This is a genomic window from Streptomyces sp. NPDC007264 (genome assembly GCF_042869095.1).
Classification (GTDB): Bacteria; Actinomycetota; Actinomycetes; order Streptomycetales; family Streptomycetaceae; genus Streptomyces.
In genome coordinates, this window is record NZ_JBIAFD010000003.1 from 263,011 (window position 1) to 279,311 (window position 16,301).

The following is a 16,301-nucleotide window of genomic DNA, read 5'->3' on the forward strand; positions in this document are numbered from 1 at the left end:
TTCATTCCGAGACACCCGTTCCGACACGCGAGACGATCTCGTCCCAGTAACCGGGCAGGGTCTCCCAGGGATCCCCTCGGCCGCCGTGGCCCGTGCGGTCGGTGAACCAGATCGTGGCGGCGCCCTGCCACCGGGCGATGCGCAGTGCCTCGTCGAGGTGGCCGCGCGGCACGCCGTACACGAAGTGGCAGAACCGCTCGGGCGGATGCTCGGCGGTCCACTCGGCCACCTGCGACCAGCGGTAGTCGTTCCAGGGGCCGGAGAAGGTGACCAACTGGTCGGCGGTCTCGGCGTATCCGGGATACGGGTGGGTGCCGTGCCCGAGGACGACGTGTCCGCGGTGGAGGATCGCGCGGAACGCGGCGACCGTGCGGCGGACCTCGGGGAGCGCCGAACGCGCCGTGGGACAGCGGTCCAGGAGGAAGCCGTCCACCTGGTACCAGTCGAGATACCGGTGCGCCTCGGACATCAGCTCGCCGAGCGTGCGGGCGCCGTAGGCGGCGTCGAGGTGACCGAGAACACAGACACCCGCCGTGTGCAGCCGCCCCGCGGCCTCCGTGCAGTGCGGGTCGGGGCGTGTGCCGGGGCCGTCGCCCACCTTGAGGACGGTCCAGTGCACGGGGGTGCCCGGGCGGGTGAGTTCGCCCCACTCCAGGGGGGCGACGAGGGGGTGCGCATAGCCGGGGGCGCCCAGCCCCAGGCTCAGTCCGGTGCTCGGGGTGCCGGCCGTGGCACTGGTCAGATGCGGCATGCCGCCTCCATCCAGATGTCGGCCAGGGACTCTTCGAGGTTGATCCGGGGCCGCCAGCCGAGCCGGTCGCGTGCGGTGCGCACATCGGCCTGCTGCCAGCTGCCGCAGCCGTCCGGGTAGGGGTAGGCCACCGGGGCCGCGTGCTCGGATTCGCCGCGGGGGTGGCCGATGGCCGGCCGCACCGGACCGGGAGGACCGTCGAGTTCGTGCAGGGCACCGCCGTAGCCGGCCACTCGGGCGAGCACGGCGGCCGCGTCACGCAGGCGCACGGCGCGGCCCGAGCCGATGTTGATCACGCCCTGGGCCGCGGAGAGGGAGGCGGCGTGGACGGCACGGGCGACGTCGCGCACGTCGACGAAGTCCCGCTGGACGCCGAGGCCGCCGAGCTTGAGCTCGCCGTCGCCGGACTGCATGGCGCGACGCATGGCTTCGGCGAGGCGGCCGAGCGGGGACCCGGCGGGGGTGCCGGGCCCGGCGGGCGAGAACACGCGGAGCACGACGGCGTCGAGCCCCGAGCCGAGGACCAGTTCGGTGGCGGCGAGCTTGCTGACGCCGTAGGGGCCGCCGGGGCGCGGGACCGCGTCCTCGGCCGTGGAGGATCCGGGCTGGCTCGGGCCGTATTCGGCGCCGCACCCGATTTGCACGAGACGGGCGCCGCAGCCGCTGCGGCGCAGGGCCTCGCAGACCGTGGCGACGGCCACGGTGTTGTGCCGGGTGAGTTCGCGGGCGCCGCCGCGGATGGCTCCGGCGCAGTTGATGACGACCCCGGGGTGCACGGCGTCCAGGAACCGGGTGAGCGCGCCGGGGCTGCCGGATGCGAGGTCGAAGCGCACATCGGCGTCGTCGCCGCGGCCGAGCGCGGTGAGCTGCACGGCGGGGTCGGCGAGCAGGCGGTCGGCGACGAACCGGCCGAGGTATCCGTTGGCTCCGATCAGCAGGACCCTCATCGGGCGGCTCCCGGGGCGGATTCTCCGGTTCGGGAGGTGATCATCTGGCGTTCTCCTTCTGGGGTGGTGCCATCGGATGGGAGGAGCCCGCGGTGTCGGCCCCGCGGGACGAACGGGCCGGGGATCAGGCCACCGGCGGTGGCTGCGGCTCATGGCGACGGAGGTGGGGGGTGCCATGGGCCGGGGCTCAGGGAGATCCGGGCGGACGGGCGTGGGCCGAGGCCCGGGTCAGGGTGCGGATCGCATGGGCCAGCAGGGCCAGGGCGGCCGGGGCGCAGACGACGGCCGGGACGGCGCCGGTGCCCCAAGCGCCGGTCAGGGCCCGGACCGGCGTGGCCAGTGGCCCGCAGCCGGGAAGCCGGCCGGCGAGGACCGTGGCCAGGGCGATCGCCTCGGCGGTGGCCGCGGCGCCGAGGACCAGGGCCGGGGCGCGTCCGAAGCCGTGCGCGGCCAGCAGCCGCGCGAGCAGCAGGAGCACGCCCAGGGCGCCGGCCCCGGCGTAGGCGGTGGGTCCCCCGAGCAGCGCCCCGCACAGCGCCAGCAGCGAGGCGAGGGCGCACAGGAAGAGTCCTACCGCGCCGAGGAGCAGGGGCGTGGCCGAGGACGCGAACTCCTCCAGGCCGCGGCTGGCGGCGAGTCTGCGGCGGGCGCCCGCCGTGAAGAGACGGGCGCACCAGACGGCCGGGGCGCAGGCCAGGGCGAGGGCCACGACGGGCGCGGTGGACAGGGGCCAGGGGCCGTCGGGGCCGCCGTCCAGAGCGGCGCGCAGCAGTCCGTCTCCGAGGAGGGCGTGGGCGAGCAGCCAGCACGTCGCCGTGCGTGCGGCGGCGGACGTGGCGTGGTTCGCCACGCGCAGCGGGCCACGGCCGAGTGCGATGCGCAGCCCGAGCACGACGGCGACGGCGCCGAGCGCGGTGACGGCAAGCCGGCCGCGGCCTTCGGTGAGCCGCGCCCCGATCACGGTGGCCGTGCACAGTGCGCCGGGGAGCAGGGCGAGGGCGGCGGCCCACGCCCCGTGCTCGCGCGGGGTGTCCGCGGCGGCGGGCCTCGGCGGGTGCTGGGCGGCGTCGCGGGGTACGCGCGCGTACATCTCCTCCGCGAGCGAGAAGACGTCCCGGTGCCGGAAGCGCGCGGCGGTACGGTCGGTCAGGCCGTGGGCCTCGAGACCGGCCGCGATCTCCAGTGGATCGACGGCTCGATCGCACAGGTCGCGGTGGCGGTGCATGAGGGCCTTGACGGGGTCGACGGCACCGCGGCGGACGGGCCTGCGCGCCGTGCTCGCGCCGCCGGTGGACGCGGGACGCGCCGCCCCCGGCGTCCGGGTGGCGCGCGAGGGTGCCGCGGCTTCCCTGGCGGTCCAGGAGAGGTCGAGCGCTCCCTCGGGCGCCACACGCACGCCGTCCGTCGCGTCCGCCGTGCCCAGCACGTCCGCAGTGCCCGCAGTGCCCGCAGTGCCCGCAGTGCCAGACGTGTCCAGCGCGCCGCGCCCGCCGTGTGCCTCCGTACCGGCCTCGTCGAGCGCGTACCCGCGCCGCTCCGGCAGACCGTCCCGCCGACCGGGCTCGCCCCATGCCCCGCCGAGGGGCTGACGGGGCGCGTCCGCGCTCCCGGCTCGCGCGCCCCTGAGCAGTTCTCCCGCTTCGCTCATCGCGCACCCCCCGCCACCGGGACGGATTCCTGGAGGGGCACGGTGGCACGTGCCACCGTCGGCGGGGCGCCCGCTGTTCCCGCCCAGCGCGGCCGGGTGCGCCGGCATCGCGGTTCGGTCCAGCCGCCGGGCACGCGGGCCTCCGCCGGCGCTCCGAAGGGCAGCGGTTCGCCCGCTCCGTCGACGAGCACCCGCCGCACCGGCGAGTGCGAGACGATCTCCAGGTAGATACCGCGGAACGCCGCGACGTTCTGCTCGACGGTGAACAGTTCGAGGGCTCGCGCGCGGGCGGCCGCGCCGAGGCGCTCACGGCGCTCGGGGTCGCGCAGCAGCGCCAGGCACGCCTCGGCCAGCGCCCGGGGATTGCGGGGCGGGACCACGAGCCCCGTACCGCCGATGACCTCCACGACCGCTCCCACGTCCGTGGACACCGTGGCGCGACCGCAGAACATGGCCTCCACCAGGCTGATCGGAAATCCTTCCACGACGCTGGAGAGGACGACGACGGCGCCGGCCGCGTACGCCTCCGCCAGGTCGGGCACCTCCGGGCCGCCGATCTCCTCGAAGGACACGGGGTTGTCGCCGACGGCGTGGACGCCCTCCGCCTCGTCGGGGAAGAGCTGGGCGGCCAGCACCCGGCAGTGTCCGAGGTAGGCCGTGCCGTCGGCGCCGGCCGCGGAACCGATGACCCTCAGCCGGGCCCGGGGCTCCTTCCTGCGGATGTCCGCGAAGGCGTGGAGCAGGGAGACCAGGTCCTTGGCGGGTTCGATGCGGCCCACCCAGACCAGCGTGTACGGGTCCGCGCAGTCGGCCGACTCGCCCACGTCCGTGAAGCGGGACGCCTCCATGCCGGGATAGACCGTGTACAGCCTGGCCCGGTCGGCGCCGCACCGTTCCTGCCAGCGGCGGGCGTGGGTGTTGCCCGGCGTGACGCAGGCGGCACGCCGGTACGCCTCGCCGGCCAGCCGGCGGTGGAAGGAGGCGAGCAGCGCGCGCACCGCGGGTGTCCCCTCCGACGCCCCCAGGTAGTGCGCACGCAGGTGCACCCCGTACTCGGTGACCAGCAGCGGCACTCCGGTGAAGTGGCGGGCGAGCAGCCCGGCCAGGGCCGCGGCGCCTCCCGTCGTGGCGTGGCAGAGGTCGGCCGCTCCGAGCCCGTCGTCCTCGTACCAGTCGAGGGAGAGGGGGCGCAGGGCCCGTTCGAGCCGGGCGGTCACCTCGAGCAGGTCGGGGACGCGCGCCGCTCGCGCCGCGCGGAGGGCACCCGGCGCGCGGCAGGAGCGTTCCAGGGCGCGGGCAGCGGTGTCGGAGCGCAGTGCGCCGGCCAGTCCGCCTTCGTCGCGGGCGAGTTCGGCGAGCGCGTAGAGGGCGTTGCCGAAACGGTCCGCCTCGGGGCCGGACGGCTCCGGGGTGCGATGTGGAGTCCCCGGCTCCGGTGCCGTGCAGAGAGCGGCGGCCAGTTCCCCGTACGCCTCGGCGAACCGGCGCCGGGCGCGACGGCCGTAGGTGACCCCGTGGTCCGGCTCCCTCCACAGCGGTGCCGTTCGCACCCGGCCGGCCTGCGGCGGCAGGGGGAGGAGTCCGCCGGCTTCCTGGCGCTCGCTGCGGCTGAGCGCGTAGATGTCGAACTCGTGCCGCTCGAGCCCGCGTACGAGCCGGTCGCACCACAGCCCGGCATCACCGCCCACATACGGGTAGCCACCCTCCGTAAGCAATCCGATGCGCACGAGACGCACCCCCGATCTCCCATGTGGGAGCCGCCGTTGCCCGGCGGCTCGCAGCGGGACGAACGTATGCGGACATCACGGTGGCGCGACGGACGGTTGTCCATCGCGCCACCAAAAGGGGTGAACGGTCGTAACTTTCCCCTGCGGGCCGCGTTCGACCGCGCTAGCAGATCATGCAGTGACGTTTCGGGAGGCGGCGGCCGGTCCCGGCCGAACGCCCGCACGGGCGTTCGCCGGGGCGACGGCAGCCCTTCTCGTCAACGCCCGGGGTACGGCCAGGGGTTGGGCAGGCAGTGGATGCCGTCGTGGTCGAGGAACTTGGTCTGCTGCTGCATGACCGGCGCCAACGCGCCGTCCTTGTCGCAGGTGACGTGGCCGTAGCCGAGACGGTGGCCCACCTCGTGGTTGATGAGCATCTCGCGGTAGGCGTACATGTGGTCGCCGTACGTCTTCGAGCCCTGCGCCCAGCGATAGGCGTTGATCATCACGCGCTCGGTGGAGGCCGAGTCGCAGGAGACGTTGTCCTCCGTCGTGTCGAGGCCGGACTTGGCGCACCAGGCGGCCGTGGTGCCGGGGCTGGCGAGCGTGATCACGAAGTCGGGTTTGCCCGAGGAGATGCGTTCGAAGGTACGGGCGCCGTGGTGGGCCCAGCTGCGGTCGTCGTTGAGGGACTTCTGAACCGCCCGCGCGAAGAGTCCGCCGTCGAGGCCGAGCCCCTTCTCCACGTCGACGCGGTAGGTGTACTTGCGCCCCGTCCCCGGCGCCTTGTCGAAGCCGGGGACGGCGGAGAACTTCCCGGGTCCCTTCAGATCGGCGCCGAGCGGGTACCGCTCGTTCATGGCCTGCTCGTACGTCGGCGTCGTCGCGTTCGGCGCGCGGGAGGCGGTCGGGCGGCCGTCGCCCCGGCTGGCGGCGTCGTGGGTGTCGCGGGCCCGGTCGGTGGCGGACCGCGCCCGCTCGGTGGTGCCGTCCCGGCCGCCCGCGAGCTGGCCGGCGACGATCACCACGAGCACGGTGGTCACGGCCGCGGCCGCGATCCCGGTGAAGGTACGGCCCTTCCCGCTCCCCTTGGGAGCCGCCTCCCCGGACCCGCCGCCCGGTGCGTCACCGTCCCCGCCGGGCCCGGCGGGCGTCCCCGTGCGGAGGTCGCCGGTGCGCGGAGGGCGGGCGGCGGTGCCGGTGCCGCGGGGCGCGAAGACGTCGCCGTCCGCGCCGAAGGCATCGAGATACTCCTGGCGGGGCCCGGGCCGCGACCGCTGATGCGGAATGCGGGGCGCGGGGCGGTCCCTCGGGGGCGTGCCCCCGGGCACCTCCACGGGCGCGGCCGCGCCACCGAAGGCGCCCCAGCCGCCGCCGGTCTCACGCTGCTGAGGGTGGCCGCCCCGGACTTGGGGCGTGCCGTGGGCCGGGGTTCCGCCGGGGAACCGGGGCACACCCCGAGCGGGGGTCCCGTCCGGGAAACGGGGCACACCCTGCGCGGGAGTCCCGTCCGGGTACCGCGGAACGCCCTGCGCCGGCGTGCCGTCGCCCGCTGTCCACGGTCCACCCTGGGGCACGGCGGCGCCGGGAACACGGGGCACGCCGTGAGCGGGAGTCCCGTCCGGGTACCGCGGCACACCCCGAGCCGGAGTCCCGTCCGGGTACCGCGGCACACCCCGAGCCGGAGTCCCGTCCGGGAAACGGGGCACACCCTGCGCGGGAGTCCCGTCCGGGTACCGCGGAACGCCCTGCGCCGGCGTGCTCCCCGTCGGGCGCCGCCGCCCGGCGGCGGGTGCCTGCGGCGCGGGGCCCGCGGGCGCCCCCGCCGTGCGGTGCAGCGCCGAGTCCATGGCGGACGGTGCCGCCGCGTCGCGTGCCGATGTGCCCTGCTCCGGTATGACCGGCGTTGCACCCTTGTCCGTCTGCGTCCTGTTGCCCCGCCCCTTGCGGCTGTGCCGTCCCACGCCGCGCCTCAGCTCCCCCCGACGGTGCCGGATTCACCCGTCGCCGCGGTGCCCCCGCCGTCGGACGGGCCCCTCGCGGCACGGCCGCCGTCGCCCGCCCCGTCGGCCCGTCCAGGCAACTCGCCCGTGGCCGACAGCAGTTCACGGAAGGCGTCGCCCACCACGTCCGGGTACTCCATCATCGCAACGTGCCCCGCCTCCGGCAGGGTCAGCAGCCGGGAGTCTCGGAAGGCCCGCGCCGCCCGCTGGGCCATGCGGAAGGACACCAGCTGGTCCCGGCCGCCGTACACGAGCAGCGTCGGGGCCAGGACGCGCTCCGCCTGGCGCCACAGGCCGTGCTGCCCGCCCAGTGTGTAGGCGTTCACGATCCCGCGCGCCGAGCGGGCCATCGCGTCCCAGAAGTACGGCAGTCGCAGCCGCCGCTCCATCTCCTCGACCGCACTCTGAAAGCCTTCCGGCGTGACGCGCCGGGGGTCGCCGTAGCACAGCGCCATGACCCCGCGGACGCGCTGCTCGGGCGTCCAGTCCTTGGTGTACCGGGTGAACAGGGAGGCGACCCCGGGCAGCGCGAGCAGGCCCGTCGGAATCGCGCCGCGCTGCACGAAGACCTCCGGGAGCGCCGGCGAGACGAGGGTGAGCGTCCGGACGAGGTCCGGCCGCACCGCCGCCACGCGCGTCGCGACGGCCCCGCCCATCGAGTTGCCGAACAGATGGACCGGCCCGCGCGCGTCCTCGTCGAGGTAGCGGATGACCGCCCGCGCGTGCCCGGTGACGGAGTAGTTGCCGTCGTCGGGCGGCGGCGAGTCGCCGAAGCCCGGCAGGTCGAGGGCCTCGCCGTCGACGAGCCCGTCGAGCAGCGCCATCAGCGCCGACCAGTTCTGGGAGGAACCACCGAGTCCGTGGACGTACAGCGCCCGTGGCAGCCCCTCACGCTCCGGCGGTCTCGACCGCACCGTCAGCGTGATCCCGGACAGTCCCACCGACCTCACGCGCTCGCCCTCGGACACCCTGACGGGTGCCACCTTCGGAAGCACAGTGGCGGCCGGGACGGACGGCAACTCGGTCGAGGACATGGGCCAATGTTACGAGGCGATCACACACTGGTTCATGTGTTCGCCGTCACAGGACAGCACCGTCGCGGGGAAATCCCGGGGGAATCGCACCGGAGGGAGGCGGCGGGGCGGGAGGGCGCGGCACGCCGGACACACACAAAGGCCGCCTCGGCACACATAGCGTCCCGATCGGGTGTCTCCTAGGCTCGGAGCAGGGCACCCGTATGTGGCCCCTGCCTCGTTCGGGGACGTTCCAGGAGTTCTCAGGAAGGGAGCCCACCATGGCCGTAGACCCCACCGATCCCGAGACGTTCGACGACGACGAGAGCGGCGGCGCCGAACTCGACGTCGAGGCACCGGAGAACGACGCCGCCGCACAGCAGGCGGAGCTCACCCCGGAGCGGGACGAGCCCGTGGCCGAGGAGGACATCCTGCGCGCCAACGAGGCGGACCTCGCGGAGCAGGCCCGCGTCGTCTCCATCGACGAGGACGACTACCGGTGAGCATCGGTGAGGTGCGGGACGTGCGGGACGACCGCGAGGACGATCAGCCGAAGGGCGCTCACGCAACGTAAAGGGAGAAGTGCGCACAGCGACGGGTCGCGGGCCGTCGGGCGGGTCCGGGGCGCCCATCCGCCCGCCCCGCCCCCGTCGGGCGCGCTGCGCGCGGCTTTCGCCGTTGTCCGGTCCGTGAAATTCTGCGCTCGCACCGCGCACGACACGGTTACCGAAAAGTACGATGGCGGCGCGGCGCACACCGCATGTGGACGATTTTGGGAGGCGGCGTGACAGCCATCGAGCAGACAGAGGCAGCACGCCCGCGAGGCACGCGCCTGCCGCGCCGTGCCCGACGGAACCAGCTGCTGGGCGCCGCGCAGGAAGTCTTCGTGGCGCAGGGCTACCACGCGGCCGCGATGGACGACATCGCCGAGCGCGCCGGGGTCAGCAAGCCGGTGCTCTACCAGCACTTCCCCGGCAAGCTCGATCTCTACCTGGCGCTGCTGGACCAGCACTGCGAGGCCCTGCTGCTGGCCGTTCGGAACGCGCTGGCGTCGACGAGCGACAACAAGCAGCGCGTACGCGCCACGATGGACGCGTACTTCGCGTACGTCGAGGACGACGGCGGTGCCTTCCGTCTGGTCTTCGAGTCGGACCTGACGAACGAACCCGCGGTGCGGGAGCGCGTGGACAAGGTCACGATCGAGTGCGCGGAGGCCATCTGCGACGTCATCGCCGAGGACACCGGCCTGTCGCGGGACGAGTCCATGCTGCTGGCCTCGGGGCTCGGCGGCCTGGCCCAGGTCGTGGCGCGCTCCTGGCTGCACAGCGACCGCACGGTGCCGCGCGACCAGGCGGTGCAGCTGCTCACCTCGCTGGCCTGGCGGGGCATCGCCGGGTTCCCGCTGCACGGCAGCGAACAGCACCACTGAGCGGAGCCCCCGGGGGCTCCGCCGACCCGTGAGCCGTACGGCACCGCGCACGCGGAGCCGTACGGCGCTTTGTTCCCGCCGGTTGTTCGCTCCTGGCGTTCCGGTGCGGAGCGTGCGCGCCCCCTCACCGGGCTAATGTGTGCTGGTACGGCGCGGACGGCCGCGCACATCACTGACCGTCGGAGGGACAAAGCCGTGGAGGTCAAGATCGGCGTGCAGCACGCGCCGCGCGAGATCGTTCTGGAGAGCGGTCAGAGCGCCGAAGAGGTCGAGCGCGTCGTGGCCGAGGCGCTGTCCGGGAAGGCGCAGCTGCTGAGCCTCGTGGACGAGCACGGCCGCAAGCTCCTCGTCCCGGCCGACCGGCTCGCGTACGTGGAGATCGGCGAGCCTGCCCCGCGCAAGGTGGGCTTCGGCGCACTGTAGGCCGCGCCGGAACGAGCGGAGGGGCCCGGTGGCACACGCCACCGGGCCCCTCCGCTTGCCGCGCCGGACGGGATCCGTAGTGCCTCCGGGTCACATGAGCGCTCCGGGACACACGGACGGAGCACATCCGGCGCACAGGGGAGGATTGCCCTCCGCACGCCGCGGGTAGGACCGGCTACGACCGATTTGCCCTGGCAGCAGCCGTGCGGGAGGGAACCTCGTGATGTTCTTGGAAGCGCTCGGCTCCGCCGTCCTCGGGCTCGCCCTGGCATGGGCGGCCGCGCGCCGGCTGCCGCACCGGCTGCCCGCCCGCGCGATGGTCCTGGGGACGGGTGCGGCGGGGGCGCTCTTCGGGGCGTTCCTCACCCACAGCGCGTTGGGCTCTGCCGGTCTCCCGGTGATCCTCGTCGGTGCGCTGGCCGTCTCGGCCGCCTCCCTGTCGCTGCTGCTGCGGCCGGCGGAAAGACTCCGCCGCAGGTCGGCGACGGCCTGAGGCCGGGCGCCGGGCACGCCGCAGCCCGGGACGCCCCCGACGAGCGGCCCCGACGGCCCCGACGGCGGCAGCCGTGGCCACGGCCACGACGGCGGGCCGGACGACGAACCCCGTGACGGGCGCCCGGCCCGCACGCCCCCACGGCGACGGCTCCCTCGACGGGCTGCCGCACCCCACGCGGCGCAGGGCACCGCCGAAGCGACGGTCGGTCCGCCGGAGCGACGATCAGGCGGCCAGCCCCAGCGCCGCCATGCGCTTGGTGTGCGCCTCGGTGATCCGCGAGAACATCCTGCCGACCTCGGCGAGGTCGAAACCGTCCGCGACGCCGCCGACGAGCATCGTCGACAAGGCGTCCCGCTCGGCGACCACCCGCTGCGACTGCGACAGGGCCTCACCCATCAGCCGCCGCGCCCACAGCGCCAGCCGCCCGCCCACCCGCGGTTCCGCGTCGATCGCGGCGCGCACCTTCTCGACGGCGAAGCTGGCGTGCCCGGTGTCGTCGAGCACGGCGAGCACGAGCCCGCGCGTGTCGGCGTCGAGCCGGGCCGCGACCTCGCGGTAGAAGTCGCTGGCGATCGAGTCGCCCACGTACGCCTTGACGAGCCCTTCCAGCCAGTCCGACGGCGCCGTCTGCTTGTGGAAACCGTCGTAGGCCGCGACGAACGGCTCCATCGCCTCCGTGGGCTCGACCCCCATCTCGGTGAGCCGGTCCCTGAGCCGCTCGAAGTGGTGGAACTCGGCGGACGCCATCTTCGCCAGCTCCGCCTTGTCCGTGAGCGTCGGCGCGAGCTTCGCGTCCTCCGCGAGCCGCTCGAACGCCGCCAGTTCCCCGTACGCCAGCGCGCCGAGCAGATCCACGACGGCGGCGCGGTACTGGGGGTCGGCGGATGCCCTCGCCCAGTCCTGGGCGGCGACCGAGGTGCGTTCTGCGGAGGCGTCGGGAGCGTTGTCAGGCGTCGTCATGAAGCGCACAATAGCCCGCTCGCCGCCCCGGGGAAGTCCCTGCTCAACCACTGTGACGACGGCTACGTGACCGAATCGGCCATCACGTGTGCGCGAATCCGGGGTATGGTGGTAATGCGCCTGCTGAGTACGTCGACGTATCTCGACAGGCTGCACGCATGAGGATGCCCGGTCGGTGGCCCGATCGGCTCCGACCCGAAAGCCCTCCTCGCCGGCACGTCACCGTGCGTACGGCGTCCGGAGGGGCCCTCAGCGGTACGAGCGCTGGAGCGTCGGCGTGGTCCCGTGCCACAGGCCCGTCCTCCCCCATGCAGGCCGACGTCATCCGGCACGGTCACGACCCCCGCGCTCGCCTCGCATCGCGCACACAGAAGAGGCAGCACCCTGACTACCACTTTTCGAGAACTCGGCATCCTTCCTGAGACGGCCGAGGCCCTGGAAGCCGTCGGCATCGTCCGTCCCTTCCCCATCCAGGAGATGACACTCCCGGTCGCCCTGTCCGGCACCGACGTCATCGGCCAGGCCAAGACCGGCACCGGCAAGACGCTGGGCTTCGGCCTCCCGCTCCTCGAGCGTGTCACCGTCCCCGCCGACGTGGAGGCGGGCCGCGCCAGGCCCGAGGCCCTCACCGACGCCCCCCAGGCGCTCGTCGTCGTGCCGACGCGCGAGCTGTGCACGCAGGTCACCAACGACCTGCTGACCGCGGGCAAGGTGCGCAACGTACGCGTCACGGCGATCTACGGCGGCCGGGCCTACGAGCCCCAGGTCGAGGCACTCAGGAGCGGCGTCGACGTCGTCGTCGGCACCCCCGGCCGCCTGCTGGACCTGGCGGGCCAGAAGAAGCTGAACCTGAAGCACGTGAAGTGCCTGGTGCTCGACGAGGCCGACGAGATGCTCGACCTGGGCTTCCTGCCCGACGTCGAGAAGATCATGGACATGCTGCCGGCGAAGCGCCAGACGATGCTCTTCTCGGCCACGATGCCGGGCGCGGTCATCGGCCTGGCCCGCCGCTACATGTCGCAGCCGACGCACATCCGGGCCACCGCGCCGGACGACGAGGGCGTGACGGTCGCGAACATCAAGCAGTTCGTCTACCGCGCGCACTCGCTCGACAAGCCGGAGTTGGTCGCACGCATACTGCAGGCCGACGGCCGCGGGCTGGTGATGGTCTTCTGCCGTACGAAGCGGACGGCCGCGGACATCGCCGAGCAGTTGCAGCGGCGCGGCTTCGCGTCGGGCGCGGTCCACGGCGACCTGGGCCAGGGCGCGCGCGAGCAGGCCCTGCGGGCCTTCCGCAACGGCAAGGTGGACGTGCTGGTGTGCACCGACGTGGCCGCACGCGGCATCGACGTCGAGGGCGTCACGCACGTCATCAACTACCAGTCCCCCGAGGACGAGAAGACGTATCTGCACCGCATCGGCCGTACCGGCCGCGCGGGCGCGTCGGGTACGGCGATCACCCTGGTCGACTGGGACGACATCCCGCGCTGGCAGCTGATCAACAAGGCGCTGGAGCTGGACTTCGGCAACCCGCCGGAGACGTACTCCACCTCGCCGCACCTCTTCAGCGAGCTCGGCATCCCCGAGGGCACCAAGGGCGTGCTGCCGCGTTCGGAGCGCACCCGCGCCGGGCTTGCGGCGGAGAAGCTGGAGGACCTCGGCGAGACCGGTGGGCGGGGGCCGCGGGGCCGTCGCTCCTCGGGCCCGTCCGAGGAGCGGGAGCGTCCGGCGGGCACGCCGCGGCGTCGGCGCCGCACCCGCGGCGGGACGTCGCTGGAGACTCCGGCCGGCACGGACACCGCCGCCGCGGAGGCGGCCGAGCCGGTGGAGCGGCGTACGCCGCGCCGTCGCCGCCGCACGCGCGGCGGGACGCCGGCGGAGGCGGCCGCACCGGTGGCCGAGACGGTCGCACCGGTGGCGGTGGAGACGGTGCAGCCGACCGCGCCGGAGGCCGCGGAAGCGGCCGTGGACACGGCGGAGGGCGCCGCTGCGGCCGAGCCGGCCAAGCCGCGCCGCCGCCGCACCCGCAAGACCGCCGAGACGGCACCCGCCGACGCGGGAGCCCCCACCGCCGAAGCCGCGGTGGACACCGCCGAAGGGACGGAGACCGCGGAGACCAAGCCCCGCCGCCGCACCCGCAAGACCGCCGAGACGGCACCCGCCGGCGCGGAGGCTTCCGCCGGCGCGGACGAAGCGGCGGCCGAGGCTCCGGCCGCACCGCGCCGTCGTGCGCGCAAGGCGGCGGAGGCCGCGGTCGCGACGGCGGAAGGTGTCGCGCCGGAGGCCGAGGCGCCGACGACGCCACGGCGCACCCGCAAGACGGCGCAGGCCGCCCCCGCGGAGACGACGGAAGAGCCGGAGGCCGCGGCGGTCAAGCCCCGCCGCCGCACCCGCAAGACCGCCGAGACGACACCGGCCGGCGTGGAAGCCCCCGCCGCCGCCGAAGCCGCGGTGGACACCGCCGAAGGGACGGAGGCCGCGGAGACCAAGCCCCGCCGCCGCACCCGCAAGGCCGCCGCAGCGGACTCCGGGGGCGCCATTCCGGCGCAGGTGGCCGAGGAGCCCGAGGCCACGCCCCGGCGCCGCACCCGTAAGGCGGTGGCGGTGGCCCCCGAGGCCGGGATTCCGGTGCAGACCGACGAGGCCCCCGCCAAGCCCCGGCGACGGACGCGGAAGACCGCGGAGCCCGCGGAGGGCTGACCTGACGGTCACCGACGGCCCGTCTCCCCACCCTGGGGAGGCGGGCCGTCCGGCGTCCGGCGTGATGCCGCTCGCACCCTGTCCCACCGACCCCGACCGCCCGGTAACCTCAGCCTCATGAGCCGTCCCCCCACCTTCACCCCGCCCCCGGGCGTCCGGGCCCGCCGGCTCGGTACGGCGCGCGGCGAGTTCGCCGTGCTCGAGGCGGACGCGGTGACGGTGCGGGTCAGGGGGACGGTCCTGCTGCTTCCGGGGTTCACCGGGAGCAAGGAGGACTTCATCGCCCTGCAGCCGCTGCTCGCGGCGGCCGGGTACCGCACCGTCGCCGTCGACGGGCGGGGGCAGCACGAGTCCCCCGGCCCCCGGGACGACGAGGCACCGTACGCACAGGCGGAGTTGGCACGCGACGTGATCGCGCAGGCGCACGCGGTGGGCGAGCCCGTGCATCTGCTCGGGCACTCCCTCGGCGGTCACATCGCCCGCGCGGCCGTGCTCCTCGACGCCTCCCCGTTCGTCTCGCTCACCCTCATGGCCTCCGGCCCGGCCCGGATCTCGGACCCGCAGCAGCAGCGCGTGAAGCTGCTGCACGAGGCGCTCGCGGTCCTGGACATGGCCCAGGTCTGGGAGGCCATCCAGGCCGTCGAGCCGCCGGCGGACGACCCCGGGGACATCGACGAGGGCCTCCTCGACGGGGAGGACCTGCGCCGCCGCTGGCTCGGCAACAGCCCCGCCCAACTCCTCGCCACGGGACGGCAGCTGTGCATGGAGCCGGACCGCGTGGACGAACTGGCCGCCGTCGGCCTGCCGGTGCACGTGCTGTCCGGCGAGCGCGACGACACCTGGCCGGTCCCGCTCCTCGACGACATGGCCGTCCGGCTGGGCGCCCACCGCACCGTGGTGCCGCGGGCGGAGCACTCCCCCAACACCGACCAGCCGGAACGGACGGCCCGCGCCCTCACCGCCTTCTGGCAGTTGCTCGCCTAGTGCTGTGACCGGGAAGGTTCACCGGCTCGCGACGCCCGGCACGGCTCCCCCACGCTCGGCTGCGCTCGCGCGGGAGGGGCCCCCACCGCCGCGTTGTCGCATCACCCGCGTACATCCGGTACGCGGGCGACACTCCGCCTTGCGATGCTCCCCCGCAGCCCGAAGGGCGCGGGAGGTGCCCCCGGCACCGGACGCCGCGAGCTTCCGGCAAACCTTCCCGGCCACAGCACCAGCGACTCCGGTACGGCGGCCTCACATCCCGTACGTCGCTTCGCGTCCGGCCGCCGGGCCCGCCTAGTACTGCGCCCGCAGGTGCTCCCAGAAGCCGTCCCGCAGGGCGCGCCGCAGGTCCGGCTGGCCGCGGAGCGAGTACTGCAGCACGCCCTCCGCCTCGACGAGCAGGTCCTGGTCGACCGAGCCGGGCAGGTACGGGTGTCCGGGCAGCAGGTCCACCAGCGCCTCGCGCCCCCGCGCCGCCAGCCACTTCGCCGCGATCTGCGCGCCGACGAACCGCACCTCCTCGCGGGTGGGGCGGGCCGTGGTCGACGGCTCCTGCGGCACGGCCGTCCGCCGGGACACGTACGGCTTGAAGAAGTCGAGTTCGAGGGTGCGCTGGCTGTCCACCTCCCACAGCAGCGGCTCCGCCTGGTTGCGGCCCTCGGGCGCCTCGACGCCCCACAGGTGCACCCGCGCCCCGTACCCCTGCGCCGCCTCGACCGCCGACACCAGGTCCTCGTCGCCGCCGATGAGGGCCGCGTCGCTGATGGCGCGGTGCCGGGCCAGTGATTCCAGGTCGGAGCGGATGAGGGAGTCGACGCCCTTCTGCTGGTTGTTCGCGTTGAGGTTGCCCAGCCGCACCTTGACGTCCGGGAGCTCGGCGATGGACTGCTGTTCCGCGGTGTGGATGCGGCGCCTCGCGCCGTCGTACCAGTACACGCGCAGCAGCCGGCTGTCCGCGAAGACCGTGCGCGCCTTGTCGATGAGCGCCTCGATCAGGCCCTCGGCGTCGAGGTCGAAGGCCCGGCGGTCCTCGGTGCCGGCGACGAGCCGTCCCGCGGCCGCGTACAGATAGCCGGCGTCGACGAAGATCGCATGGGTCGAGGGCGTCTTCGCCACCTCGGCGAGCATGCGGTGGAGCAGCTCGTTCGTACGGTCGATGCGGGCGCCGAGCGCCACCAGGTCGTCGTTCATATGCGCACATTGTCCCGGCGGTCACACTGCGAACACAACCGGTCCCGATC

Annotated in this window: 14 protein-coding genes; 6 read left to right on the top strand and 8 right to left on the bottom strand. The window is 74.6% G+C overall.

Going from position 1 to position 16,301, the window contains the following annotated elements; translation table 11 throughout:
* Window position 1 precedes the first annotated feature (1 nt).
* The 6 genes from ACFYMU_RS06210 to ACFYMU_RS06235 form a co-directional block, all read right to left on the bottom strand.
* Window positions 2-751, bottom strand: coding sequence for a spherulation-specific family 4 protein (locus tag ACFYMU_RS06210; protein WP_388368566.1), 750 nt, complete (start codon window positions 749-751; stop codon window positions 2-4).
* Window positions 739-1,698: an NAD-dependent epimerase/dehydratase family protein gene (locus ACFYMU_RS06215; protein ID WP_388368569.1), complete on the bottom strand. Its 960-nt coding sequence runs from the start codon at window positions 1,696-1,698 to the stop codon at window positions 739-741. The genes ACFYMU_RS06210 and ACFYMU_RS06215 overlap by 13 nt, the downstream gene beginning before the upstream one ends.
* 187 nt (window positions 1,699-1,885) lie before the next feature.
* Window positions 1,886-3,346 carry a hypothetical protein gene (locus ACFYMU_RS06220; protein ID WP_388368572.1) on the bottom strand — a complete coding sequence of 487 codons (1,461 nt, stop codon included), beginning with the start codon at window positions 3,344-3,346 and terminating at the stop codon, window positions 1,886-1,888.
* Window positions 3,343-5,073, bottom strand: coding sequence for a DUF3492 domain-containing protein (locus tag ACFYMU_RS06225; RefSeq protein WP_388368575.1), 1,731 nt, complete (start codon window positions 5,071-5,073; stop codon window positions 3,343-3,345). The genes ACFYMU_RS06220 and ACFYMU_RS06225 overlap by 4 nt, the downstream gene beginning before the upstream one ends.
* A gap of 257 nt (window positions 5,074-5,330) precedes the next feature.
* Window positions 5,331-7,016 (bottom strand): DUF3152 domain-containing protein, encoded by a 1,686-nt coding sequence (locus ACFYMU_RS06230; RefSeq protein WP_388368577.1) that lies wholly within the window; start codon window positions 7,014-7,016, stop codon window positions 5,331-5,333.
* Between the two features lie 8 nt (window positions 7,017-7,024).
* Complete coding sequence (locus tag ACFYMU_RS06235) at window positions 7,025-8,089, bottom strand: alpha/beta hydrolase (protein WP_388368580.1); 1,065 nt, start codon at window positions 8,087-8,089, stop codon at window positions 7,025-7,027.
* Between the two features lie 260 nt (window positions 8,090-8,349).
* Between ACFYMU_RS06235 and ACFYMU_RS06240 the strand changes: the two genes are divergently transcribed.
* The 4 genes from ACFYMU_RS06240 to ACFYMU_RS06255 all read left to right on the top strand — a co-directional run bounded on the left by ACFYMU_RS06240 (window position 8,350) and on the right by ACFYMU_RS06255 (window position 10,413).
* The gene (locus ACFYMU_RS06240) at window positions 8,350-8,571 is read left to right on the top strand and encodes a hypothetical protein (protein ID WP_388368583.1); all 222 of its coding nucleotides are present in this window, start codon (window positions 8,350-8,352) and stop codon (window positions 8,569-8,571) included.
* A gap of 281 nt (window positions 8,572-8,852) precedes the next feature.
* Window positions 8,853-9,497, top strand: a complete 645-nt coding sequence (locus tag ACFYMU_RS06245) for a TetR/AcrR family transcriptional regulator (RefSeq protein ID WP_388368586.1) — start codon at window positions 8,853-8,855, stop codon at window positions 9,495-9,497.
* A 195-nt stretch (window positions 9,498-9,692) separates the two neighbouring features.
* Window positions 9,693-9,920 carry a DUF3107 domain-containing protein gene (locus ACFYMU_RS06250; protein WP_388368589.1) on the top strand — a complete coding sequence of 76 codons (228 nt, stop codon included), beginning with the start codon at window positions 9,693-9,695 and terminating at the stop codon, window positions 9,918-9,920.
* A 223-nt stretch (window positions 9,921-10,143) separates the two neighbouring features.
* A complete protein-coding gene (locus ACFYMU_RS06255) occupies window positions 10,144-10,413 on the top strand; it encodes a hypothetical protein (RefSeq protein ID WP_388368592.1) in 270 nt (89 codons plus the stop codon).
* A gap of 225 nt (window positions 10,414-10,638) precedes the next feature.
* On the opposite strand, the gene ACFYMU_RS06260 is transcribed toward ACFYMU_RS06255, so the two are convergent.
* Complete coding sequence (locus tag ACFYMU_RS06260; protein ID WP_388368595.1) at window positions 10,639-11,376, bottom strand: ferritin-like fold-containing protein; 738 nt, start codon at window positions 11,374-11,376, stop codon at window positions 10,639-10,641.
* Window positions 11,377-11,853: 477 nt separating this feature from the next.
* On the opposite strand from ACFYMU_RS06260, the gene ACFYMU_RS06265 reads away from it, so the two are divergent.
* Window positions 11,854-14,076, top strand: coding sequence for a DEAD/DEAH box helicase (locus ACFYMU_RS06265; protein ID WP_388368598.1), 2,223 nt, complete (start codon window positions 11,854-11,856; stop codon window positions 14,074-14,076).
* A 117-nt stretch (window positions 14,077-14,193) separates the two neighbouring features.
* Window positions 14,194-15,060: an alpha/beta fold hydrolase gene (locus ACFYMU_RS06270; protein ID WP_388368601.1), complete on the top strand. Its 867-nt coding sequence runs from the start codon at window positions 14,194-14,196 to the stop codon at window positions 15,058-15,060.
* 294 nt (window positions 15,061-15,354) lie between these two features.
* Here the strand turns inward: ACFYMU_RS06270 and ACFYMU_RS06275 are convergent, their stop codons facing one another.
* Complete coding sequence (locus ACFYMU_RS06275) at window positions 15,355-16,251, bottom strand: NYN domain-containing protein (protein ID WP_388368603.1); 897 nt, start codon at window positions 16,249-16,251, stop codon at window positions 15,355-15,357.
* Window positions 16,252-16,301 lie beyond the last annotated feature (50 nt).

Bases quoted from the DNA above. Each gene is read 5' to 3' on its own strand.
- ACFYMU_RS06210 (WP_388368566.1), bottom strand. From the start codon at position 751: ATGCCGCATCTGACCAGTGCCACGGCCGGCACCCCGAGCACCGGACTG.
- ACFYMU_RS06215 (WP_388368569.1), bottom strand. From the start codon at position 1,698: ATGAGGGTCCTGCTGATCGGAGCCAACGGATACCTCGGCCGGTTCGTC.
- ACFYMU_RS06220 (WP_388368572.1), bottom strand. From the start codon at position 3,346: ATGAGCGAAGCGGGAGAACTGCTCAGGGGCGCGCGAGCCGGGAGCGCG.
- ACFYMU_RS06235 (WP_388368580.1), bottom strand. From the start codon at position 8,089: ATGTCCTCGACCGAGTTGCCGTCCGTCCCGGCCGCCACTGTGCTTCCG.
- ACFYMU_RS06240 (WP_388368583.1), top strand. From the start codon at position 8,350: ATGGCCGTAGACCCCACCGATCCCGAGACGTTCGACGACGACGAGAGC.
- ACFYMU_RS06255 (WP_388368592.1), top strand. From the start codon at position 10,144: ATGTTCTTGGAAGCGCTCGGCTCCGCCGTCCTCGGGCTCGCCCTGGCA.
- ACFYMU_RS06260 (WP_388368595.1), bottom strand. From the start codon at position 11,376: ATGACGACGCCTGACAACGCTCCCGACGCCTCCGCAGAACGCACCTCG.
- ACFYMU_RS06265 (WP_388368598.1), top strand. From the start codon at position 11,854: ATGACACTCCCGGTCGCCCTGTCCGGCACCGACGTCATCGGCCAGGCC.
- ACFYMU_RS06270 (WP_388368601.1), top strand. From the start codon at position 14,194: ATGAGCCGTCCCCCCACCTTCACCCCGCCCCCGGGCGTCCGGGCCCGC.
- ACFYMU_RS06275 (WP_388368603.1), bottom strand. From the start codon at position 16,251: ATGAACGACGACCTGGTGGCGCTCGGCGCCCGCATCGACCGTACGAAC.